Source organism: Marinobacter persicus, from assembly GCF_002934325.1.
Taxonomy (GTDB): Bacteria; Pseudomonadota; Gammaproteobacteria; order Pseudomonadales; family Oleiphilaceae; genus Marinobacter; species Marinobacter persicus_A.
Window position 1 is genome coordinate 1 of the sequence record NZ_PTIV01000016.1, and the last position, 23,860, is coordinate 23,860.

Genomic DNA, 23,860 nt, shown 5'->3' on the forward strand with positions numbered 1-23,860 from the left:
TTCGCGATATCCGTGATTTGTTGTTTTAGCTTATTCCAATCCACCGCTCCGTCTGTGAGCAGGTTGTCGTCGCCCACCGGAGCCGTGCTTTCAAGTTTGGAGGAGTATCGGCGACATTCGGCGGGAATCGACTTTAACCGGGCGTAGGCCATGCGAAAGCCGTTGGGACTGGCGTGACTTCCCCGGCGCTGTATCGGAATAAGCTCCACGATCGGGTTGGATGGGTCTTGGGCTCCGCTGACGGGCGCTAGCACGCCCCTCAGTTTTTCATTGGCACTGTCCAGCTCACCCTGGGCGACCCGGATTTTTCTTTCCAGGATCTCGGGTCTATCGGACTGTTCGATCAGGGCTCGTCCTTCTGGTTTGAAGTAGTTCGCCTGCTTCACCTGAATGTAACTATCCTGAAGGGTTTTCAGGTGCGCGATGGCGTTCTGTTGCGCCTCGACCACGGCCTCAAGTAACCGCATTTCCGTGAGCATGGCGAGCATCTGCTGTTTTGGGACGGCCAGCAGCGTGTTATGCCCCACCATGTAAAAGAGCTGGTCGGCAGGTTCAATAAACACATCCTGCCCTCTGGCGCGCAACTTGGTGGTGGTCTCTCCATGGGCTTGCATGGTCATCAGGCTTCCCCTCCTGCGGTGTCATCCAGAGGGTCGGGCAGGGCCTGTGGGGCGTGGAAGGCTTTCGAGAGCAAAAAGGGGAGCGTACCTGACTCATCCATGAGCAGTTTCCATCCTTGGGATTGTTATCTCGGACAGCCCATCTTGGCCGACCGTTAATGGTCGAGAGGCTATCCCACATTGTTATCGACTTCAAGATTACGGCATCTACCTCAGGGGCTCCAGCAACAAGAAGCTCTATAAACACGCCGAAGTAGCAGGCTTTTGGATGGCCTAGCCGTTAATCCTTTAACCTTTAGTTATCCCCACCCCGATGCTGCTGCTCCCAAAGATGGGCATAGTGGCCACCGGTTGCCAACAACTCGTTATGGCTACCACTTTCTACGATTCTACCTCCGTCCATCACCAGAATCGTATCCGCGTCCCGAATGGTGGACAGGCGATGGGCAATCACCAGCGTGGTGCGGTGTTCGCTGACTTCCTTCAGTGCACCCAGGATGGCCTGTTCCGACAACGAATCCAGTGATGAGGTGGCTTCGTCCAGTATCAGCAGGGGCGGATTCTTGAGGATCACTCTGGCAATGGCCACCCGCTGTTTCTCCCCGCCGGACAACTTGAGTCCCCGCTCGCCGACTTTCGTGTCATAGCCGTCTGGAAGGCTGTGGATAAAGTGTTCCAGATGGGCCATCCGCGCGGCCCGATGAACTTCTTCTTCTGTGGCATCCGGTCGGCCATAGGCCAGGTTCCGGTAGAGGGTGTCGTTGAACAGCACCGTGTCTTGCGGCACCACGCCGATGGCCGCGCGCAGGCTGTCTTGGGTGACATCGCGAATGTCCTGGCCGTCGATGCGGATGGCGCCTTCATCTACGTCGTAAAAACGGAACAACAGGCGGGCGAGCGTGGATTTGCCCGCACCGCTGGCGCCCACCACTGCGACCTTGTGGCCGGCCGGGATGGTGAAGTCCACGTCCTGCAGGATCGGACGGTCCTTGCGGTAGGCAAAGTGGAGGTGTTCGAAACGGATCTCGCCCTTATCCACAGCCAGCTCGCGGGCATCCGGGGCATCTTCAATCGCGGGTTTATCCCCAAGCAGTTTGAACAGCCGCTCGACGTTCACCAGCGCCTGCCGGATTTCCCGGTAGACAAACCCCAGGGCGTTGAGGGGAATGAACAGCTGCAACAGGTACGCGTTGATCATGGTGAAATCGCCCAGGGTGATCTCACCACTGGCGACTTCGGTGACCGCCATGGCCATGATCACAATCAGGGCAACCCCGATGATCAGGGCCTGCCCCGCGTTCAGGGTGGCCAGGGACAGGCGGTTTTTCAGTCGCGCCTGCTCCCATTCCTCCAGATCGGAGTCGTAACGCTGGGCTTCGAAACGCTCGTTGTTGAAGTACTTGACCGTCTCGTAGTTCAGCAGGCTGTCCACCGCGCGGGAATTGGACTGGTTGTCTCGGGCATTGGCCTCGCGCACGAACTTGGTTCGCCACTCGGTCACCTTGATGGAGAACACCACGTACACCACTACGGCGACCAAGATGGCAATCACATAGCCGGCGTTGAACACCACCAATAAAATGCCCGCCACCAGCAGGATTTCCAGCAGGGTAGGGGCGATGTTGAACAGAGTGAAACGCAGCAAAAAACTGATGCCGTTGGTGCCCCGCTCGATATCCCGGGCCAGACCGCCGGTCTTTCTATCCAGGTGAAAGCCCAGCTCCCGCTGGTGCAGATGCTCGAACACCCGCAATGACACCCGCCGCATCGCCCGTTCCGCCACCCGGGCGAAGACGGCGTCGCGCAATTCATTGAACAGGGTGCTGCCAAAACGCAGCAGGCCGTAGGCCACCACCAGAAGCACCGGAATCCACAGCAGCAAATCCTGACCACTGTTCTGATCCAGGTAGTCCACAATGTATTTCAGGGCAATGGGGGTGGAAACGGTGGCCAGTTTCGCAAGCACGAGCAAAGACAACGCCAGGGCCACACGACCCCGGAATTCGGTCAGGTAGGGCCATAAGCCGGCGATGATTTTCCAGTCCGGTTTATGGTCAGCGGGGTAGTCATTGTCAGCGTAGGCGCGCACAGTTAACGGTAACTCCAAAGTTTGGGCGCGTATGGCCGGGAACACTTTCCGGGACCGTCAAAAGCCAGGGATGGCTTTTGCCGAGCGTACAGGGACGTATTCACAGCGTGTCTCGGAAAGTGTTCCCGGCCATACGTGCTTCACCCGTAGGTTGACAGGTCCTGTCAAAGATACGAATCGTATAAAGGCCCGAGTTTACAGTAGCCCACACCCCGGAGGCACATGATTAACAGCCGACACCGCAAAGCCCTGAAGCTTGTCGCGGAATTCATCAGCCCCTATAAGCGCACCGTCGCCGGAGCATTGATAGCACTGGTGTTTACCGCCGGGGTAACGCTGGGCCTCGGCCAGGGTTTACGTATTCTGGTGGATCAGGGATTAGCCACCGAGTCACCGGAAAACCTCTCCAAGGCCATCGGCCTGTTCTTCGTACTGGTCCTGGGGCTGGCCTTCGGTTCGTTTGCCCGCTTTTACCTGGTGTCCTGGATTGGCGAGCGGGTGATTGCCGATCTTCGCAAGAAAGTCTTCAACCACCTGATTGACCTGCACCCCGGCTTTTTTGAAGAGAACCGGGCATTGGAAATACAGTCCCGGTTTACCGCCGATACCACCGTACTGCAATCGGTCATTGGCTCCACCGTCTCCATTGCCCTGCGCAATGCCGTGATGCTGGTGGGCGGACTGATGCTGTTGTTTGTTACCAACGCCAAGCTGGCCAGCATCATCCTTTTGGGGTTTCCGGTAGTGATTGCACCGATCCTTTTTTTCGGCCGAAAAGTACGTCAGTTGTCTCGCTTGAGCCAGGACCGGGTAGCGGACGTGGGCAGCTACGTGGGGGAGAACCTTACCCAGATCAAAACCGTGCAGGCCTTCAACCACCAGCCCCATGATCGCCAGCATTTCGCCGGCGTTTCAGAAAATGCGTTCGAGGTGGCCCGGGCCCGCATCCGCCAACGCGCCCGGCTGACCACCTTGGTGATCGGGCTGGTAATGGGCGCAGTGGGCATTGTGATCTGGATTGGTGGGCTGGACGTGATCCATGGCCGGATCACTCCCGGCGAACTGGCTGCCTTTGTGTTCTACAGTCTGCTGGTGGGGGTGGCCGCCGGGGCCATAAGCGAGGTCATTGGCGAGCTGCAGCGGGCCGCCGGGTCCGCCGCCCGGCTGTTCGAGTTATTACAGACCCGGCCCGCATTTGTGCGAGAAAAAGTATCCCGGGTGTTGCCGGATGCAGTAGCGGGCGAGATCCGGATTGAAGGACTGGATTTTCATTACCCCAGTCGCCCAGAACGACCGGCCCTGTCGGATCTCAACCTGACCGTCCGGGCCGGGGAAACCCTGGCGTTGGTGGGGCCTTCCGGCGCGGGCAAATCCACCCTGTTTGATCTGCTGCTGCATTTCTATCAGCCGGATGCCGGGCGCATCCTGATTGATGGTATCGACACCGCGGGGCTGTCCCTGTCGGACCTGCGCCGATGTTTTGCCCTGGTGCCCCAGACGCCAGCCCTGTTCCATGGCACGGTCGCGGACAACATCCGTTACGCCCGGCCGGAAGCCAACCAGGCTGAAGTAGAGCAGGCGGCGCGCATCGCCCATGCCCATGAATTCATCCAGGCCCTGCCTGACGGTTACCAGACCAAGCTGGGCGACGCCGGTGCCGGGCTCTCCGGTGGCCAGAAACAGCGCTTGGCCATTGCCCGAGCCCTGCTGGCCAATGCACCGATTCTGCTGCTGGACGAAGCCACCAGTGCCCTGGATGCGGAAAGTGAACACCTCATCCAGCAGGCCATGCCGAAACTCACCAGCGAGCGCACCACGCTGGTGATCGCCCACCGGTTAGCTACCGTGCGGGACGCTGATCGCATTGCGGTGTTGGACGAGGGGCGACTGCTGGCCGTGGGCAGCCATGAGGAACTGATGCGGGATAGCCCACTTTACCGCCGACTGGCCAAACTCCAGTTTCGCAATGAACCGCCCGAAAGCGCTCAATAGTGGGTTTGTTTCCTGGCACCGGACTACCTACACTGTAATGGAAACTTGTGAACCTGAACCCAGGAGAACGACAACGTGAGCAATAAAGAATTGCAGGCACTCAAAGAACGCTATGTGGCAGCCGGGGCAGCCAGCCCTAACAACCAGTTTGCTGACCACGCTCTGAATGCGGAAGTATGGGATGCCGACGGCAAACGGATGATCGATTTCGCCGGCGGTATCGGGGTGTTGAACATTGGTCATCGCCACCCGAAAGTGGTTGAGGCCGTGAAGGCCCAACTGGACAAAGTCATGCACACCTGCCAGACGGTTATGCCGTATGAAGGCTACGTGAAGCTGGCTGAAAAACTGTCTGGCGTGGCACCGGTAAAAGGCCACGCCAAGGTCATGCTGGCGAACTCCGGTGCCGAGGCGCTGGAAAACGCCGTGAAGATTGCCCGGGCAGCGACCAAGAAGACCAACGTCATCTGCTTTACCGGCGGTTATCACGGCCGCACCTTCATGACCATGGCAATGAACGGCAAGGCCGCGCCTTACCAGACCGATTTCGGCCCCATGCCCGGCCTGGTTTACCGCGCCCCCTATCCGATTCCCTATCATGGCATCAGCGAGGAAGAAGCGCTTCGTGGCCTGGAGCTTGCCATGAAGGCAGACTCTCCGGCCCATAACACGGCGGCCATCGTGCTGGAGCCAGTGCTGGGCGAGGGCGGTTTCTATGTCGCATCGCCTGCGTTCCTGAAGGCCGTACGCAAGATCTGCGACGACAACGACATCCTGATGATCGTCGACGAAGTCCAGAGTGGCTTTGGCCGTACCGGCAAGATGTTCGCCGTCGAACACAGCGGCGTTCAGCCGGACATCATGACCATGGCGAAATCCATGGCCGACGGCATGCCCATTTCCGCCATCGTGGGCACCGACAAGGTGATGGATTCTTCCGGGCCGAACTCACTCGGCGGCACCTACACCGGCAGCCCGACCGCCTGTGCGGCTGCGCTCGCAGTGTTTGATGTCTTTGCCGAAGAAAACATCCTGGAGAAATCCCAGCACCTGGGCGAAAAGCTCCGGGTACGGTTCGAGCAGTGGGAAGACCAATTCGCGCATGTGCATAACTCCCGCAACCTGGGTGCCATGGCCGCGTTCGAGCTGGTGGAAAGCAAGGAATCCCACAAGCCCCGGCCAGATCTGGCAGCAGCAGTCATCAAGAAGGCCAAGGAAAAAGGCCTGATCCTGCTCAGCTGTGGCCTGTTTGGGAACACGATTCGCTTCCTGATGCCGGTTACCATTGAAGACGAAATCCTGGAAGAGGGCCTGGCCATCGTGGAAGAGGCCCTGAAAGAAGCCGGAGCCTGAAAAACCCGGCTTTAACAGGATCGCGAAAGGCGCCGCAATCATCGTATACTGCTCCGGTCACCCCCGGAGCACGATGGTTCCGGCGCCTTTTGTTTTTCCCAGGTATTTCCATGACATCACAATCGTCACCCAACACTACACCTGACCACCAACCCCGCCCCTGGATCGACCTGCTGGTCAGCATCGTTATTCCCTCGGTCATCCTGATGAAATTCAGCGGAGAAGAGCATCTTGGCAGCGTTAACGCGCTGATCATCGGCCTGGCCTTTCCTCTGGGCTGGGGCCTTTTTGAGTTGGTCCGCTACCACAAGAAAAACTTTATCGCCTTACTGGGCCTAATCAGTGTTGCGCTGACCGGAGGCATTGGCCTGTTGGAACTCGATGCCGGCTGGCTGGCGATTAAGGAAGCGGCCGTGCCCGCCGTTATTGGCTTGGCGGTTCTGATTTCCACCCGAACCAAATATCCGCTGGTTCGCACGTTGCTGTACAACCCTAACGTGCTGGATGTGGATAAGATCCATGCCTCACTCGAGGAGCGCGGTGGTGTGGAAGAGTTTGAAAACCGGCTGCTGAAAGCCAGCTACTTCTTCGCCGGCACTTTCCTATTTTCCTCGATCATGAACTACATCCTGGCCAAATGGATCGTGGTCAGTCCCTCCGGCACCGAGGCCTTTAACGAGGAGCTGGGGCGGATGACCCTGGTCAGCTACCCCATGATCGCCATCCCTTCGATGGTCATGATGATGCTGATCTTCTATTACCTGTGGCGCACCATTCGCCGGTTGACCGGCCATACGCTGGAAGAGGTGATGGCGCCGCATCTGGTGGAGAAAGAGAAGGAAAAGCAGCGGAAGAAAGAGCGAGGTTAAATTTGAGGCCTACTATGATTGCCGAGTAAGGGGGAGAGCTTTCAAAAACCGTGCGGAGCCATGGGTGAAGAGCGAATAGCTCTTCACGGGCTGGCCAAGGATGGCCAGCCCAGGACCTTCAGCGCGACGCAGGAGCAGTAAGCGCTGAAGGGCGGAGCTCGAGCGTTACAGGGATGTATTCACAGCGTGTTTTTGAAAGCTCTCCCCCTTGCTTGGCACGGAGTTAACGGCTGGAAACAAAAAACGGTGGCTCCTCGCGGATGCCACCGTTTTTTTATGCCTGCTTAAAACCCACAGCAACCATCAGATATCCAGGTTGCTGACCTCCAGCGCATTGCTCTGGATGAAGTTCCGACGCGGCTCCACATCGTCGCCCATCAACGTGGTGAAGATCTGGTCCGCGGCGATGGCGTCCTCGATGGTCACCTTCATCATCCGGCGGGTTTCCGGGTCCATGGTGGTTTCCCACAGCTGTTCCGGGTTCATTTCACCCAGACCCTTGTAGCGCTGGATGTTCAGACCGCGCTGGGCTTCCTTCATCAGCCAGCCCAGGGCGCCTTCAAACGACAGGATCGCCTGCTTGCGCTCACCGCGCTGGATGTAGGCACCTTCCTCGATCAGCCCTTCCAGGGTCTCGCCCAGGCGGGCAATGGCCTTGTAGGAGGACGATTCGAAGAAGTCATGGCCGAACACGTGCTCGTAGGGAATACCATGCACATAGAGGGTCACCTTGGGCAGGTACAGGTGCCGCTCTTCGTCCCGGGCCACGGAGAAGCTGTACTTGGTACCGGTACGGGTATCCAGGTCCAGGCCTTCGCCCAGGCGGGCCACCCAGCGTGCCACCGGCTCCTCTTCCTTCAGGTCTTCCGGCGACAGGGTGCTGTTGTAGATCATCTGCTGGAGTACCAGGGCCGGGTAGGCCCGGGACAAGCGATCAATCATCGCCATCACTGCCTGGTAGTCCTTCACCATGGTCTCCAGGGCCGAATCCTTGATGGCCGGGGCGTCCGGGTTCACGAACAGCTGAGCGCCTTCCAGGGCGGTCTGGGTCAGGTAGGCTTCCTTGGCTTTTTCGTCTTTCAGGTATTGCTCCTGCTTGCCGCGCTTGACCTTATACAGTGGAGGCATGGCAATAAACACGTGGCCGCGCTCGATGATTTCGCGCATCTGGCGGAACATGAAGGTCAGCAGCAGGGTGCGAATGTGGGAGCCATCCACGTCGGCGTCCGTCATGATCACGATGGAGTGGTAACGCAGCTTATCCGGGTTGAACTCCTCCCGACCAATACCACAGCCCAGGGCGGTGATCAGTGTGCCCACTTCGGCGGAAGACAGCATCTTGTCAAAACGGGCCTTTTCCACGTTCAGGATCTTACCCTTCAGCGGCAGGATGGCCTGGGTCTTACGGTCCCGGCCCTGTTTGGCGGAACCGCCGGCCGAGTCACCCTCCACAATGAACAGCTCAGACAGGGCGGGGTCCTTTTCCTGGCAGTCCGCCAGTTTGCCGGGCAGGCCGGCGATGTCCAGGGCACCCTTGCGACGGGTCATGTCCCGGGCCTTGCGGGCCGCTTCCCGGGCGCGCGCCGCTTCGATCATCTTGTTGACGATCAGTTTGGCCTCGTTCGGCTGCTCCTGCAGGTAGTCTGCAAACTTCTGATACAGCTCCTGCTCCACGGCGGTCTTCACTTCCGAAGACACCAGTTTGTCCTTGGTCTGGGAAGAAAACTTCGGATCAGGGACTTTTACCGAGATAATCGCGGTCAGACCTTCCCGGGCGTCGTCACCGGAGGTGTGGACCTTGGCTTTCTTGCCCAGGCCTTCCTGCTCAATGTAGTTGTTCAGGGAGCGGGTAAGGGCGGCCCGGAAACCGGCAAGGTGCGTACCACCGTCGCGCTGGGGGATGTTGTTGGTGAAGCAGTAGATGTTTTCCTGGAAGGCGTCGTTCCACTGCATGGCCACTTCCACAGCGATACCATCTTCACGCTCGTTGTCGAAGTGGAATACCCGGTTGATCGGCGTCTTGTTGGTGTTCAGGTGTTCAACGAACGCCTGCAGACCGCCTTCGTACTCAAAGACTTCTTCCTTGCCGGAACGCTCATCGGTCAATCGGATACGGACACCGCGGTTCAGGAAGGCCAGTTCCCGCAGGCGCTTGGCCAGGATGTCGTAGTGAAATTCGATCTGGGTAAAGGTCTCGGGAGACGGAATGAAGTGGACCTTGGTACCCGAGGCATCGGTATCGCCCACCGCCGTGAGCGGTGCCTTCGGCACGCCGTGCTCGTAGGACTGCTCATACACCTTGCCGTCCCGGCGGATGGTGAGAGTCAGGGTAGAGGAGAGGGCGTTGACCACGGAAACACCCACACCGTGCAGACCACCCGACACCTTGTAGGAGTTGTCGTCGAACTTACCGCCGGCGTGCAGAACAGTCATGATAACTTCGGCCGCCGAGACACCTTCCTCTTCGTGCATATCCACGGGGATACCGCGACCGTTATCCTGAACGGTGATGGATTCATCCGGGTGGATTCGAATACCAATTTCGGAGCAGTAGCCCGCAAGCGCCTCATCGATGGAGTTATCCACCAACTCAAAGACCATGTGATGCAGGCCGGTGCCATCATCGGTGTCGCCGATGTACATGCCCGGGCGTTTCCGCACCGCATCCAGTCCCTTTAGGACTTTGATACTGGAGGAATTGTAGTTCGATTCACTCATTAATGAGACTCCTGAGGGGGTTCCCCGGTTTTTTCTTCCGTCAATTTGCCATGTTCCACGTGGAACATTCTGTATTCCGGTGCATCGCCTTCCGGCCAAAGCACCTCTGGCTCCGGATGTTCAATCGAAGTAATAAACACCTGGCACCGCAGGGCCTGTAGTTTTCGGGCCAACATTTGCCGATGGCGCACGTCCAATTCGGCGTTGATATCGTCCAGCAGAAATGTCACCTGCTTTCCCTGATCGCTAAGAACTTTCCCCTGGGCGATTTTCATCAAAATCACCAAGGCTTTCTGTTGGCCCCGGGAAAAGGTTTCAGCCACAGGCCGACCGCCCAATTTGAGACGAATATCCGCCCGGTTCGGCCCGTACAGGGTGTGGCCCATCCGGAACTCCTGCTCCCGGTGTCCCAGCAGCACGTCGGTCAGCGGCTTGGAGCGATCCCAACCTGGATAGAAATCCATTTTCAGCCCCTGTGCCCAACCTGCATCCAACTCCTGAAGAACCTCATCAAACGCCACTCTGAACCGTTTGAACACCTCGGCTCTGGCGTCACTGAGCTTCTCAGCCAGGGTGCCGTACTGGGCGTCCCACACCCGGAGCAGGGATTCGTCCATTCTACCATTTCTGAGCGTTTTGTTCCGCTGCGATGTCACTCTCTGACACTGTTGCCACAGTGTGGAAAAGGAAGGTTCCACGTGGAACACCAGCCAATCCAGAAACTGTCTTCGTTTCCCCGGGCCGCCGGCGACGATATCAAACACCCCTGGGTCAATAACCGATACCGGCAGGTGCATGGCCAGCAGCGACAGGTTGCGAACCGCTTCGCCGTCCACCCGCAGCAGCGTTTCCTTTTGTCCTATATCCCGGGAAATCCCCAGACGATGGGCGAGCCGCTCCGGGTCCGCCTCATCGGACGTCGGATCAGTTTCGAGCCCCTGGTCAAGCCCACCGAATACGGTCAACTTCTGCTGCCCGTGGGCCACCACTGCCTGATGACGGGAGACACGAAATGAACGACCAAGCCCGAGATAACCAATGGCTTCGAGCACGCTGCTCTTGCCACTGCCATTAGCACCATAAATCAGGTTAAACGAAGGGGAAAAGGAGATGGTGTCCGGCGCCAGATTCCGGAAATGCTGGGTCTGGAGTTTTACGAGCGCCATAATGAGAAGGGCCTCAATGCATGAGGGTCAATCGTTCGTCTTTCAGCATATCCATTCCCGGCGCGAGGATATGCACGTAACGATCGAAATAGAGAAACTGTTTCAGTAATAACGCGAACTCCCGTGGGAAATGCAGTCCGTGATTCTCACCCACGCGCACGACTTCCATCAACAGTTCGTTCACGTCCTCCTCCACCCGGGATGGGTTTTCAGAAGGGCTTTCCAGTTGTTGGGCCAGACGCTGAAGATCACGGGCCAATGCCTGGCGATCCACATTGGTGCCGGTCACACCAATCCGGGTCATGGCATCAGCCATCCCGTTAAAATCCTGCGCCAGGAAAGTACTGCCAAAATCGCGCAACGCCAACCAGGTTTCCGGTCGTATCCGCCCAACAATGCCGAAATCGATAAAGCCCACGCGGCCATCCTGCAAGACCATGAGGTTTCCCGCATGGACATCGGCGTGGAAGAACTCACAGCGAGTAAGGCTGGAAAACCAGGTATTCATCGCCGATATCAACGTGCCTTCCGGGTCCGCGGTGACCTGTCGAACGCTATCCAGATCCGTCAACGGAACGCCGTCGAAACGCTCCATGGTCAATATGCGCCGGGTGCTGCAATGTTCGTAAACCCTGGGGACCGTCACCGCCTGGTTGTCCGTCGCTTCCAGAAACTGACGGAAGGCTTTCAGGTTGGCCGCTTCCTGGTGGAAATCGCACTCTTCCATCATCGAATGCTGGATTTCCCGGGCAATGCTGGAAAGCGAGGCCCAGGACAGGTTCGGGGCCAGGGTGTCGATGATTCGCGCAGACAGGGAAAGAAAGTTAAGGTCGGTGCCCAGGGTCGTTTCCACGCCCGGCTTCTGGACCTTGATCACCACCCGTTCGCCGGTGACTAGCCGGGCGCCATGCACCTGGGCAATGGACGCCGAGGCGAGGGCGGTGGGCTCGATATGACTGAAAACGGTTTCCAGCGGCTGATCGAGTTCCCGGGCGATGAGCTTTCGGATCTCCCCAAAGGGCAGGCTAGGGGTTCTATCCAGGCAATACTGGAACTCGTCCACATACTCTTTTGGGAAAAACGTGGGCGAACTGGCAATGAACTGTCCCAGCTTGATGTAGGTGGCGCCAAGACGTTCAAACGTCTGGCGCAACATGCGGGGCGCGGGCGGCCGATCCCCCCGCAGCCAGTCTACGCCGGTACGTCCGAGTACCGAGAGGGTCTGGCCAATTCGTAACGCGCCCCGGATGCCATCCGTCACCACTGCCATGAAGTGTCTGAAATTCCCGTTTACAGGCGCATGGGCATAACCACGTACAGGCAGCCGACATCGGTTTCCGATTCAATCAGGGCACTGCTGTTCGGGTTGGACAGGGTGATCTTCACCTGGTCATCGTCCAGGGCATTCATCACATCCACCAGGTAACCCACATTGAAGCCGATCTGCAGCGCTTCGCCTTCGTAATCCACCGGCAGCGCATCCTCGGCCTGCTCCTGGTCCGGGTTGTTGGCAAAGACCTGCAACTGGCCGGACGACAGATTCAGGCGGACACCACGAATGTTCTCGTGGGACAGGATGCCGGCCCGCTGCAGAGTATTTTTCAGGGTCGCCCGGTCCGCCAATACCACTTTGTCACCCCCGCGTGGGATCACCCGGTTGTAGTCCGGGAATTTGCCCTCGATCAGCTTGGAAGTGAAGGTATAGCTGCCGACGGTGGCCCGCAGGTGGTTATCCCCAATCACCAGGGTCACCGGCGATTCCACATCGTCCAGCAAACGAGCCAGTTCCAGCACGCCCTTACGCGGCACGATCACCTGGCGCAGTTCCGGGCAGCCGGTTTCCATGTCCTGATGCGCCATGGCCAGTCGATGGCCATCGGTGGCAACGGTACGAACGTGACCCTGATCCACCTCCAGCAACAGGCCGTTCAGGTAATAACGCACGTCCTGCTGGGCCATGGCAAAAGCCGTGGCATCCAGCATCTGGCTAAGATCTTTCTGGAACATCTCCAAACGGAAGCTTTCTTCCTCATCTTCCACGTTCGGGAAATGCTCGGCGGGCAGGGTAGACAGGGTAAAGTGGGAGTTACCCGCCCGAAGGTGCAACCGATCTCCTTCCAGCGCCATGTCAATCGGAGCCTCGTCACTGACCGCCCGGCAGATGTCCGCCAGTTTCCGGGCCGGGACGGTAATACGACCGGGCTGATCCACGTGCACCGGGGTAACCCGGGCCACCAGCTCCACTTCCATGTTGGTACCCGTGAGTGTCAGCGTGTTGTCTTCCGCCTCCAGCAACACGTTCGACAGCACCGGCATGGTCTGTTTCTTTTCCACCACGCCAGCAATGCTTTGCAGCGGGGTGAGCAGGGATTCACGGCTGATTGTCAGTTTCATGGCACTCGGTTTCTGTTATCGGAAGTGAATGTTTGGCAACGACCCGATTCCGTCAGGTCGTCAGCAGTCTCATGAAGTTCTGATAGTCCTCGCGGATACCGGGATCGGTTTCCTGGAGCTCGACAATTTTCTTGCAGGCGTGCAGGACCGTGGTGTGATCCCGCCCCCCGAAGGCGTCCCCGATTTCCGGAAGACTGTGGTTGGTCAGCTCTTTGGCCAGGGACATGGCCACTTGGCGCGGCCGGGTGACGGTACGGGTCCGGCGTTTGGACAGCAGGTCCGCCACTTTAATCTTGTAGTACTCCGCCACGGTGCGCTGGATGTTGTCGATGCTAACCTGCTTCTCATGCAGGGCCAACAGATCCTTGAGGCTTTCACGAATAAACGGCGGGGTGATTTCCGAACCTGTGAAGTGAGCATTCGCTATCACCAGACGAAGCGCGCCTTCAAGCTCCCGGACGTTAGACCGGATTTTCTGCGCGATAAAAAACGCCGCTTCGCTGCTGAGCTTGACGTTCGCCTGCTCCGCTTTTTTCATCAGGATGGCCACCCGGGTTTCCAGTTCCGGCGGCTCGACCATCACCGTCAGGCCCCAACCGAAACGGGACTTCAGGCGTTCTTCCATGTCCACGATTTCCTTCGGAAAGCGGTCACAGGTCACGATCACCTGTTGCCCACCTTCCAGCAAGGCATTAAACGTGTGGAAAAACTCTTCCTGGGAACGCTCTTTGCGGGCGAAGAACTGGATGTCATCGATCAACAGGGCATCGACCGACCGGTAATAGCGTTTGAATTCGTTGATGGCGTTGAGTTGCAACGCCTTGACCATATCCGCCACAAAACGTTCCGAGCGCAAATAGGCCACTTTCGCGCCGGGATTGCGACGAACGATTTCATTACCAATGGCGTGCATCAGGTGGGTTTTACCCAGACCGACGCCACCATAGAGAAACAACGGGTTATAGGCGCCACCGGGATTTTCCGCCACCTGCATCGACGCCGCCCGGGCCAGCTGGTTCGACTTACCTTCCACAAACGTTTCAAAGGTGAAGCTTTCGTTCAGGAAACTCTGATGCTTGATATCGCCTTCCACCTGCACGTCCCGGCGCTGTTGACTGCGCCGCTCGGGCGAAACGGGTGCTGTGGTCGCGGCCGGTACTGTCGCGGCCACACTTTTTTCTTCTTCAGTGACCGTACGGCCGGTTTCCTCCACCGCCGAGGACGGCTCGGGCTTGTCCACCGAGCGATTCACAGGCTCGTTTTCCTTCGGTGCCGAACCCACTTTCATTACCACCCGTGGGGCCTGGCCACCGTTAAGGTCTTTCAATACTTCCTCTATACGGCGCAGATACTTCTGGTTGACCCAGTCCATCACGAAACGGTTCGGCGCGAACAACATCAGTTGCCCCTCCCGCAGATCAGACTGCAGAGGCCGCAACCAGGTATTGAACTGTTGTGCCGGGAACTCGTCCCGGAGTACTTCAAGACATTGATGCCACATACTGCTCGACAAACCGCCTGTTGCTGAAAACCGCTATTCCCGCGCCATACAACCCGGGGAGGGACGTTCAAGATGACCCCGAATTCTACCCCGAGAGTGTAACCAGTAAAAGGCCATCAATCTTCTTCATGAACAGCCTGTGGAAATATTTTGTTTTTTCTTTCATCAGCTTGTGGATATATACACAGCCTTGTGTACAGAAAATCATCTCAAAAAAACTTACCCACAGGTTGGTGTGCATACCCCGTTCTCAACCCTGTGTGAAACCGTTGCACCGAACCATGAACAACTCCGTTTTTTTCGCCAAAGCGGCTTTTTACACATTTCCTGCCTCGACTTTCCACAGAGCTCATCGGCAATCATCAAGACCCTTATCAATATCCCAAGCAACTGTTTTTCGTTCATAAATTTGGCTTATTCACAGAAAACAGCCTGCCTAATAACAGTAATAAATAATCCTTAAAAGAATTAAAAAACCCTACTGATTTTTATGATTCGTCATCCTCTGCGCTGCTCCGATCAGAAATACCAACGTCCCTTGCCAGAAACATTGAACTTGCCCCGGGATTTGACTAGAATGCCGCTCCTGTTTTGGCTGTCTGTTTTTCAGCCAACGATCAAAGTCCATTGACGAATTTGTGAGAACTTCACCATGAAAAGAACATTTCAACCGAGCGTCCTGAAGCGCAAGCGTGCTCACGGTTTCCGTGCCCGTATGGCGACTGCAAACGGTCGCAAGGTCCTGTCCCGTCGTCGTGCCAAAGGTCGCGCACGTCTGTCAGCGTAACTGCGGGATTACCTCATGAAGACTTTGGGGTTTCCGAAATCTCACAGGCTTCTGAAGCCTTCGGATTACAGCAAAGTCTTTAATGACGTAGCTCTGAAAGTTCCGCACAGGAATTTTCTGATCCTGGCAACGCCCAACCAGTTGGGCCACGCCAGGGTCGGTTTGATTTTCTCGAAGAAAAACCTGCGACTGGCCGTCCAGAGAAACCGGATAAAGCGCCAGGTCAGGGAAACGTTCAGACTCCAGCAGGATCTTCCTGGGCTGGATATCGTTGTTCTCGGCCGTCAGGGACTGAACCGTCTTGATAATGCAACGGTGCAGTCATCCCTCAATGAACTCTGGCAACGTGTAAAGAAAAAACATCGCCAGATTTCGTCTGAACGCTCAGACGCAAAGCCTCGAGGTACGAGTTAATGCGTCAAATACTGCTCCTGCCGATCCGTTTCTACCAATACGCACTGAGTCCGATGATGGCGAGCCATTGCCGACATCATCCCACCTGTTCACAATACGCCGTCGAAGCTATTCAGCATCATGGTGCACTCAAGGGAAGTTATCTGGCCGTTGCCCGTCTTCTGAGATGCCACCCCTGGGCTGAAGGCGGTTATGATCCGGTACAAGGAACCGACACGTCTGTATCAACCTGTGAATCACAGGACTGCCATCAGACTGAACGCCCCCATTCCACTACTCAGACCAGACACTAAGTTTATGGATATCAAACGCATCGTTTTGTTTGCCGGTCTTGCGATTGTCAGCTACCTGATGGTCCTGGCCTGGAACGAGGACTACCATCAGCCAGCCACGGAACAGGTTGCCCAGACAGAAAATGCCAGCATCGGTGCCGGTAACGGCTCGTCCGACGAAATGGTATTGCCTGAAAGCGGTACCGAGGCATCCGGAGAAGGCGAGTTTGCAACGCCCGAAACCGGTGGTCTGAGTGCTTCTAACTCCGCTGACACGGAAAAACTGGCAAACCGTTACCTCACGGTGACCACCGATGTCTATGAGCTGAAAATTGACCGGGTTGGCGGCAACCTGGTGTCCAGCTCCCTGCTGGATTACGACAAATCCCTGGACAGCAAGGCGCCACTCAAATTGCTGACCAACACCGCCAATCGCACTTACCTCCTGGAAAGTGGTCTGATTGGCCAGGATGGTCCGGATGGTCGCAACTCCGCCAAAGCCCCGGTATTCAGCGCCGAGCGTAGTGAATACACGCTTGCGGAAGATCAGGATCAATTGCAGATTGACCTGACGTACACCACCGATAGCGGTGTTGTGATCACCAAGCGTTATGAACTGAACCGTGACAGTTATCAGATTGACGTTCGCTACCTGATCGACAACCAGTCCGATAACGCCTGGACCAGTAACTTTACCGGCAAGATCGTTCGTGATCAGTCTCCTGACCCCACTGCGCAAGCCAGCATGGGCGTGCGCGCGTATCTGGGTTTGGTGGTCAGTACCCCAGAGGATCCCTACGAGAAATACGATTTCGAAAATCTGTCTGAAGAACGCTTGAACAAGCAGGTGACCGGGGGTTGGCTGGCGTTCCTGCAGCATTACTTCCTGACCGCCTGGGTACCTGAGCCAGAGCAACCGGCTCAATTTCAGACCACCCAACGCGGCGATTTGTACGTAATGGGCTTTGTCTATCCGGCCACCACCGTGGCACCGGGTGAGACTGCGGAAGTAGGCGCCACCGCCTATGTCGGTCCCAAGATCATCGAACGCCTGGAGTCCCTGGCCCCGAACCTGGACCGCACCGTGGACTTTGGCTGGCTGTTTTTCATCTCCCTGCCGCTGTTCTACATCCTGAAGTGGTTCCACGAGGTGGTGGGCAACTGGGGCGTGTCCATCATCCTGTTGACGGTTCTGGTCAAAGCGGTGTTCTTCCACCTGTCGGCTACCAGTTACCGTTCCATGGCGAAAATGCGGGCGGTAGCGCCGCAGCTCAATCGCCTCAAGGAACTCTATGGGGATGACCGTCAGCGTATGTCCCAGGAAATGATGGCGCTGTACAAGCGGGAAAAAATCAACCCGCTGGGCGGCTGTCTGCCGATCCTGGTACAGATGCCAGTGTTCATTTCCCTGTACTGGGTACTGTTTGAATCGGTACAGCTGCGCCATGCGCCGTTCTTCCTGTGGATCAACGACCTGTCGCAGATGGACCCGTACTTCATTCTGCCGATCCTGATGGGCGCCAGCATGTTCATCCAGATGCACCTGAACCCGACGCCGCCGGACCCCATGCAGGCGAAGCTGATGAAGGCCATGCCGCTGGTGTTCACAGTGTTCTTCCTGTGGTTCCCGGCCGGTCTGGTACTCTACTGGCTGACCAACAACATTCTGTCGATCACTCAGCAGTGGTACATTACCCGCAAGATCGAAGCGGAAACCGCGGGCAAGAAATACTGACGCCGTCAGTCACTTTCACCACTCAAAGGCTCCCTTGCGGAGCCTTTGTTGTTTTTATCCAGGATAGATTTCATGCAGCCAGCTACTGACACCATTGCTGCCATCGCCACCGCCCCAGGCCAGGCCGGGGTGGGGATTGTCCGGGTCTCCGGCCCCAAAGCCGGTACCATTGCCCGCCAGATGCTGGGCTTTGACCCCAAGCCCCGCTACGCCCATTACGGGCCGTTTCTCGACAGTCAGGGCGAACTGATTGACGAGGGGCTGGGGCTGTTTTTCCCCAACCCCCATTCCTTCACCGGTGAAGACGTGCTGGAGTTGCAGGGGCATGGCGGAACCGTGATTCTGGATCTGCTGTTGCGCGAGGTCTGCGACCAGGGCGCCCGATTGGCCCGACCGGGGGAATTCTCCGAGCGGGCGTTCCTCAACGACAAACTGGACCTGGCCCAGGCCGAAGCCATTGCCGATCTGATCGAAAGCAGTTCGGAACAGGCGGCCCGTTGCGCCGTGCGCTCCATGCAGGGGGTCTTCTCCCAGCGCATCGACCAGCTGGTGGACGCCATCACCCACCTGCGCATCTACGTGGAGGCGGCGATTGATTTCCCGGAAGAGGAAATTGATTTCCTGGCCGACGGCAAGGTGGCCGGCGATCTCGCCGGGCTGATCGACCAGGTGCGGGCGATCCTGGCCGAAGCCGAGCAAGGCACCATTCTGCGTGATGGCATGAACGTGGTGATTGCCGGCCGCCCCAACGCCGGCAAGTCGAGTCTGTTGAACGCCCTCGCCGGCCGGGAAACTGCCATTGTGACTGCCATTGAGGGCACCACCCGGGACGTGTTGAAAGAACATATCCACATCGACGGCATGCCGTTGCATATCATTGATACCGCCGGGTTGCGGGACAGCCCGGATGAGGTGGAGCAGATCGGTATTGCCCGGGCTTGGGAAGAAATCCGCAAGGCCGATCGCATTCTGTTGCTGGTGGATGCCACCACCACCGACAAAACTGAGCCCCACGAGATCTGGCCGGATTTTATTGACCAGTTACCGGAAAACGCGCCGGTCACGGTGATTCGCAACAAGGTGGATCTGTCCGGCGAGCCGGTGGGAATTTCGGCCGAGCCCGGCCAGTCGGCCCCGGTCATTCGCTTGGCGGCCAAGTCCGCCGAGGGGCTGGATACCCTTCGGGATCACCTGAAGGAGTGCATTGGCTTTGCCAGCAGCACCGAGGGCGGATTCCTGGCGCGGCGGCGCCATCTGGATGCCCTGGAACGGGCCCATCAATCCATGCTCCAGGGCCAGACCCAGCTGGATGGCTATGGCGCCGGTGAATTGCTGGCCGAGGATCTTCGCGTCGCCCAGGACGCATTGGGTGAGATCACCGGACATCTGACTCCGGATGAGCTGTTGGGCAAGATCTTCAGTTCTTTCTGTATCGGGAAGTGAAACGGCCAAAAAGATCGAAAAGCATCCAATAAAATACAAATAAGCCATTGTTTTATAACGAAATTCATTCTATTTCTTTGCAGGCAATTTGATCCGTTTTGCCCCCTCTTGCTCCGTGTGTGCTCCGAGTATAAGTTTTCGGAGCACTCGGAGCACAAAAGGAGCAAAACATGAAAATCACTATCCAAAAACGCGAACCAGACAAGAACGGCCACCGTGCCTTGCGACTGGTCTACTATCACGGTTCCAAGACGGGTCAGAACGGTTCTCGGGCGCAGAAGCGCTCATATGAGCCCCTGAACCTGTTCCTCTACGACAAACCCCGCCTTCCGGCGGAGCGTGAGCACAACAAGACCGTGAATCAGAAGGCTGAGGCCATCCGGGCAAAGCGGCTGTTGGAAATCGAGTCGTCACGACATGGCTTGGATGATCGGACCAAGCTTTCTGCCAGCTTCTTCGATTACTTCGATCAACTGACTGACGAGAAAGCTTCCGGAAGCAAATCCAACCATTCGATCTGGATCTCCACCCGTCATCACCTGCACCGCTTCCATGGCTTGTCTGAACTGACCTTTGAACAAGTCGATAAGCGATTCCTGGAGGGGTTCCGGCACTACCTTCAGCATGAAGCCACCACCAAATCCGGTACCAAACTGGCCAAGAACACGACCAGCAGTTACTTCAACAAGGTTCGGGCTGCGCTCAACCAGGCCTATCGGGATGGCATTGTCCGTGACAACCCGGTTCAACAGGTCAAGTCCATCAAGCCGGAAAACACGAAGCGGACTTACCTGACCCTCGAAGAGGTCCGGGCTCTAACCAAAGCCGAATGCCGGTATGAAGTGCTGCGGCGGGCTTTCCTTTTCTCCTGCACCACAGGCCTTCGCTGGTCAGACATCCACAAGCTGGTCTGGGGTGAGATAGAGGAATTCGCCGATGGCCACTACCGCATCATTTTTCGGCAGAAGAAGCTTGTGAACGCCGGGAACTCACTGCAATACCTGGATCTTCCAGACTCGGCTGTGAGATTGCTAAACCTGGAGAATCGCGGCAAGCCGGGTGATCGCGTATTCAAAGGTCTGAAGTATGACTCCTACACCAACGTTGCATTGGCGCAATGGGTCATGCGAGCGGGTATCACCAAGAGTGTGACTTTCCATGCCGGACGGCACACCTTTGCGGTCAATCAACTGGCCAGGGGTGTGGATATCTACTCGTTGTCCCGGCTTCTGGGCCACAGCGAGCTCAGAACAACGGAAATCTATGCGGACATACTCGAAACTCGCCGTACAGAGGCCATGAGGAGTTTTCCTGACATATTTGAGGAGACACTGGACGAGGTTGGGGAATGTGCAGCCTAAGTGACGAGAGGGGCTTTCAAAGCCCCTCTTTACACCTGCCCCACATCAAACACTCCGCCGTCCTGGTCTTCGATGGCTCACCAGATGCTGAGCAGCCGCCTTTTCGATCTCGTCCGCCGTCGCAATCCGATTCGACTGGAGCCACTTCAGAATATCTGCACGGCGAAAGAAAATCCGGTGACCATTTGGTTTGAAATGAGGGATCTTCTTTTGGGAGGTTAGCTGGTACAGGGTGCTTTTCTTTAGCCCAGTGTATTCCGCACACTCCTCAAGGCTCATGATCTCCTTGTCGGCCTCCGGCGCCTTGCTATCATTGATATGGTCTAAAATGATTTTTTTAAGGATCATCATGTCCTGCAATACTCGCTGTAACATTTCTTTTTCTGTCATCGCTCTACCCCTACACCGCCATAACCAAAGTGGGAAAACTGGGAAATTGGGAACACCACGTCAGTCCTCATGTTCAACCCTCTCCAGCTCTTCAAGTTGCCGCCTAACTTGGTCAGGCCTGAGCGCGAAAAACCGCTGTAAATCTCCATTGGCCCTGGTTTTGTAGGTCCCCCGAGAACGCTCATTACTTACCAGGCAGTCACGCTGTAACAGCACTTCCACTTCCCTCATGTAATGGGTCGGCAGCCCGAGCCGCTTCAGGAAGTGCGATTTATAGATCAACCACAACTCGCGCCCATCGTGTGAGCGTCGAAAACCAGCACCCCCCTGGCCACTCGCTTGTTCAATATCACTGAGACTACGCTCCCAGACTTTCATTGCCCGCTCCAGCGCTTTGAGAAGCCGGAATTCCTCAGAGTTTCTGGAGTGGCCTCTATTATCCAACCAAGCCTTCAGAGTTCTGTGGACTGCCGATAGAGACTCCTCTTCTGACCATGGTAGGATGAAATTTCTGCTTCCGAGACAAAGTGCTGCACCTATCAAGGCAAACCGCCGGATGACACGTTGCACCTGGGATGCCATCTGATCGTTTGACCACGCACCGCTCAAACGACCAACCTCGTGATTTAGATACTGACTGAGCTCAGTGTGACGCTCGGTCAGTAACGAAACCCACTCCCGAATGACTGAGCCGTGGTAGCGCTGACAAGACGATTTAAGCTCGTCCACAAATTGTTGAGGATGCTTGTGACCATGCAATTCGTCGAACGCACCGTAGGTCCCAAACACTGGGAGCTCCACCAGGCGTATTTGCTGACCAGCGCGTAACGGTTTACCGATCTGCTGAAGCAGCTCAGCAATCCAGACTTCACCGCTACTCAACACCAGCGTTCGCCAGTGCGACGTTGCGGCCAGCTCGCCGGAAACGTTTGCGCGTAGCTTCCCTGAGCCGTTCATGATCTGATATATCGCCGTATCGATGTCTTCCGGACGGGCCATACCGATCTCATCCAACGGCAGCAGCATGTCGTTGTGCTCTGAGGAGACTGCCGCTAATCCGTTGCTGGTTGAGATCCAACTGCGGACATAGCGGTTGTTCCCGTAGACGCTGGCTGCCAATTGCAACAAGGTCGTCTTCCCAGTCGACGATGTTCCAACCAGATGGATAGCGCCATTTTCCATCCCAGCAGATGCAATCAGTGGCGCCGCCAGTGCCGTGCCAATGCTGAATATTGCTAATGGATTGCCTCGGCATAGCTGCCCGACATAAGTCTGCCAGTCGCTGAGACTTCCAGACTCCTCTAACGTCGGAGAGCCTGATAATTGGCCTACGAAATGGTACGGTTCTTCAGCTGAGCCGATCGTCCAGTTACTGGTGGCAAATACTCCACCGTGCCAACCCGTTCGATTAACCACTGTCGCCGGTTCGGCCAGAGCCATCTGTTCCAACAGATAGTGCTGAAGCCGGCTCCAGCTCGCCTGCCCGGGTGTCAGTGGATAACCGGTATCAACCAGCATATCCCGTACCTGCCGGGCATTGTCACTGTTGAGATCTCGCGCATACACGACCTCGCGTAACTTCACACCATCGAAATTCTGCCATTCCAGCAACGCTCCGTGCCCGTGCCGTTTGTCAGTTAGCCTGGTGCGAGCCATTACCTGAATCCAGCCACCGACACGCTGCCAATGGTCCCCTGATAAGGCATAGAGCCCGTCATCTTGCAGTTTGTATTGCATATCACGCAGCCCCTCTCACAGCTTGTCCAGCCACGCTTTTACATCCTGGTAGCGAAAGCGAACGGCTCGGCCATTGGGATTTGGCTTCACTGGTGCCGGAAACCGGCCTTGCTTTACGTAGCGCCGTAAAGTTGCCTGTGACATTTTCAAAACAGTGCAAACTTCCTCATAGGTCAGCAAACACTCTTTTGAGGTGGTTATCTGTTTCTTCATGACTACTCCTGATTTTTTGTGAATCAATCGGGGGTAATCATCGGAAATATTCGTCTTGGGGGAGAACCGTGGAATTGCCCTTAAAGGGCACAAAGGCGAGGGTGGATGATAACTTGTTGATAATTAATAGATAAAAATCAAAATAAATTAAAAAAAACAAGTCATTACTGGAAATTTATGGCTTGCGCGAGTGGGTTTTGCGCATTTTATGATCAAATTAGCTATGTGTCTTTCACATGTGAAAGTCAGTGCTCGTTATCAGCTGCATTTTTTGATGCACTGAAACTGATAACCACTTTCTACATCAGCCACTAACCTGAAAATGGTAGCTGTTTACCATCTGACACTTCGGTAATGCCTATTCCCGCTAGAAAGCCGAAGAGCAACGAACAAAAAATCAATGACAAGGTAAACCAAAATAGTACACTTCGTTTTGTAGCTCCCATTGCCATAGCAAATGCGGCCGCAGCATGGACCCCAATAAGAAAAGGACCAAGAAAAGCTAAGCCAGGAACACCGAACTTTTCAAGAATTCGGTGTTTTCTGTCTTTACGTTCAGGTACGGATTCAGCTATATCATCAGTTTCAGATTTTTTTAGCCAACGGCGGACAAAAGCAGTTACTTTTTCACTGGCGTAGATAATCGGTAGTAAAGATACAAGGTTGCCGATAAAGCCAACCATAGCTGCGGGGAACCACGGCAAACCGGCCACTACTCCTAAAGGTACGGCAATCCACACTTCCAGAACCGGAATCGCGGCCCCAACAAATACACTTACATAAAGCATCAACTCATTCATGAAAAA

20 protein-coding genes are annotated in these 23,860 nt (G+C 56.3%); 9 read left to right on the forward strand and 11 right to left on the reverse strand.

All coding sequences use genetic code 11. The features are described 5' to 3' along the window. Both BY454_RS09675 and BY454_RS09680 read right to left on the reverse strand, forming a co-directional pair. On the reverse strand, positions 1-620 hold a 620-nt coding region (locus BY454_RS09675), incomplete at its 3' end, for a hypothetical protein (RefSeq protein ID WP_146082704.1). A 295-nt stretch (positions 621-915) separates the two neighbouring features. Next, positions 916-2,709, reverse strand: a complete 1,794-nt coding sequence (locus BY454_RS09680; RefSeq protein ID WP_104417140.1) for an ABCB family ABC transporter ATP-binding protein/permease — start codon at positions 2,707-2,709, stop codon at positions 916-918. A 222-nt stretch (positions 2,710-2,931) separates the two neighbouring features. Between BY454_RS09680 and BY454_RS09685 the strand changes: the two genes are divergently transcribed. The 3 genes from BY454_RS09685 (at position 2,932) to BY454_RS09695 (ending at position 6,923) form a co-directional block, all read left to right on the forward strand. After that, positions 2,932-4,701 (forward strand): ABC transporter transmembrane domain-containing protein, encoded by a 1,770-nt coding sequence (locus BY454_RS09685; protein WP_181049680.1) that lies wholly within the window; start codon positions 2,932-2,934, stop codon positions 4,699-4,701. 75 nt (positions 4,702-4,776) lie between these two features. Continuing rightward, the gene (gene gabT, locus BY454_RS09690; protein ID WP_104417141.1) at positions 4,777-6,054 is read left to right on the forward strand and encodes a 4-aminobutyrate--2-oxoglutarate transaminase; all 1,278 of its coding nucleotides are present in this window, start codon (positions 4,777-4,779) and stop codon (positions 6,052-6,054) included. 110 nt (positions 6,055-6,164) lie between these two features. After that, positions 6,165-6,923 (forward strand): VC0807 family protein, encoded by a 759-nt coding sequence (locus BY454_RS09695; RefSeq protein WP_104417142.1) that lies wholly within the window; start codon positions 6,165-6,167, stop codon positions 6,921-6,923. Positions 6,924-7,226: 303 nt separating this feature from the next. Here the strand turns inward: BY454_RS09695 and gyrB are convergent, their stop codons facing one another. From gyrB to dnaA, 5 genes are read right to left on the reverse strand one after another with little or no spacing between them, the layout of a single operon-like run. Continuing rightward, positions 7,227-9,641 carry a DNA topoisomerase (ATP-hydrolyzing) subunit B gene (gene gyrB, locus BY454_RS09700; protein ID WP_104417143.1) on the reverse strand — a complete coding sequence of 805 codons (2,415 nt, stop codon included), beginning with the start codon at positions 9,639-9,641 and terminating at the stop codon, positions 7,227-7,229. Continuing rightward, a complete protein-coding gene (recF, locus tag BY454_RS09705) occupies positions 9,641-10,807 on the reverse strand; it encodes a DNA replication/repair protein RecF (protein ID WP_104417144.1) in 1,167 nt (388 codons plus the stop codon). The genes gyrB and recF overlap by 1 nt, the downstream gene beginning before the upstream one ends. Positions 10,808-10,820: 13 nt before the next feature. Continuing rightward, a complete protein-coding gene (locus tag BY454_RS09710; protein WP_104417145.1) occupies positions 10,821-12,077 on the reverse strand; it encodes an ABC1 kinase family protein in 1,257 nt (418 codons plus the stop codon). Between the two features lie 20 nt (positions 12,078-12,097). After that, positions 12,098-13,201 (reverse strand): DNA polymerase III subunit beta, encoded by a 1,104-nt coding sequence (gene dnaN, locus BY454_RS09715; protein WP_104417146.1) that lies wholly within the window; start codon positions 13,199-13,201, stop codon positions 12,098-12,100. 52 nt (positions 13,202-13,253) lie between these two features. Next, on the reverse strand, positions 13,254-14,702 hold the full coding sequence (dnaA, locus tag BY454_RS09720; protein ID WP_374953547.1) for a chromosomal replication initiator protein DnaA: 1,449 nt from the start codon (positions 14,700-14,702) through the stop codon (positions 13,254-13,256). A 652-nt stretch (positions 14,703-15,354) separates the two neighbouring features. On the opposite strand from dnaA, the gene rpmH reads away from it, so the two are divergent. The 6 genes from rpmH to BY454_RS09750 all read left to right on the forward strand — a co-directional run bounded on the left by rpmH (position 15,355) and on the right by BY454_RS09750 (position 20,714). Continuing rightward, positions 15,355-15,489 carry a 50S ribosomal protein L34 gene (gene rpmH, locus BY454_RS09725; RefSeq protein WP_091704626.1) on the forward strand — a complete coding sequence of 45 codons (135 nt, stop codon included), beginning with the start codon at positions 15,355-15,357 and terminating at the stop codon, positions 15,487-15,489. Between the two features lie 15 nt (positions 15,490-15,504). After that, positions 15,505-15,903: a ribonuclease P protein component gene (rnpA, locus tag BY454_RS09730; RefSeq protein ID WP_104417148.1), complete on the forward strand. Its 399-nt coding sequence runs from the start codon at positions 15,505-15,507 to the stop codon at positions 15,901-15,903. Continuing rightward, positions 15,903-16,196: a membrane protein insertion efficiency factor YidD gene (gene yidD / locus BY454_RS09735; RefSeq protein ID WP_104417149.1), complete on the forward strand. Its 294-nt coding sequence runs from the start codon at positions 15,903-15,905 to the stop codon at positions 16,194-16,196. The genes rnpA and yidD overlap by 1 nt, the downstream gene beginning before the upstream one ends. A gap of 4 nt (positions 16,197-16,200) precedes the next feature. Further along, on the forward strand, positions 16,201-17,910 hold the full coding sequence (gene yidC / locus BY454_RS09740) for a membrane protein insertase YidC (protein WP_104417150.1): 1,710 nt from the start codon (positions 16,201-16,203) through the stop codon (positions 17,908-17,910). A 72-nt stretch (positions 17,911-17,982) separates the two neighbouring features. Next, entirely contained in the window at positions 17,983-19,353 is a 1,371-nt protein-coding gene (mnmE, locus tag BY454_RS09745) for a tRNA uridine-5-carboxymethylaminomethyl(34) synthesis GTPase MnmE (RefSeq protein WP_104417151.1), read from the forward strand. Between the two features lie 170 nt (positions 19,354-19,523). Further along, positions 19,524-20,714, forward strand: a complete 1,191-nt coding sequence (locus BY454_RS09750; protein WP_104417152.1) for a site-specific integrase — start codon at positions 19,524-19,526, stop codon at positions 20,712-20,714. A gap of 45 nt (positions 20,715-20,759) precedes the next feature. On the opposite strand, the gene BY454_RS09755 is transcribed toward BY454_RS09750, so the two are convergent. The 4 genes from BY454_RS09755 to BY454_RS09770 all read right to left on the reverse strand — a co-directional run bounded on the left by BY454_RS09755 (position 20,760) and on the right by BY454_RS09770 (position 23,854). After that, positions 20,760-21,104: a helix-turn-helix transcriptional regulator gene (locus BY454_RS09755; protein WP_104417153.1), complete on the reverse strand. Its 345-nt coding sequence runs from the start codon at positions 21,102-21,104 to the stop codon at positions 20,760-20,762. 60 nt (positions 21,105-21,164) lie between these two features. Continuing rightward, on the reverse strand, positions 21,165-22,841 hold the full coding sequence (locus tag BY454_RS09760; protein ID WP_104417154.1) for a DUF927 domain-containing protein: 1,677 nt from the start codon (positions 22,839-22,841) through the stop codon (positions 21,165-21,167). A gap of 15 nt (positions 22,842-22,856) precedes the next feature. After that, complete coding sequence (locus BY454_RS09765) at positions 22,857-23,054, reverse strand: helix-turn-helix transcriptional regulator (protein WP_104417155.1); 198 nt, start codon at positions 23,052-23,054, stop codon at positions 22,857-22,859. A gap of 311 nt (positions 23,055-23,365) precedes the next feature. Further along, complete coding sequence (locus BY454_RS09770; RefSeq protein WP_165794770.1) at positions 23,366-23,854, reverse strand: small multi-drug export protein; 489 nt, start codon at positions 23,852-23,854, stop codon at positions 23,366-23,368. Between the last annotated feature and the right edge of the window lie 6 nt (positions 23,855-23,860).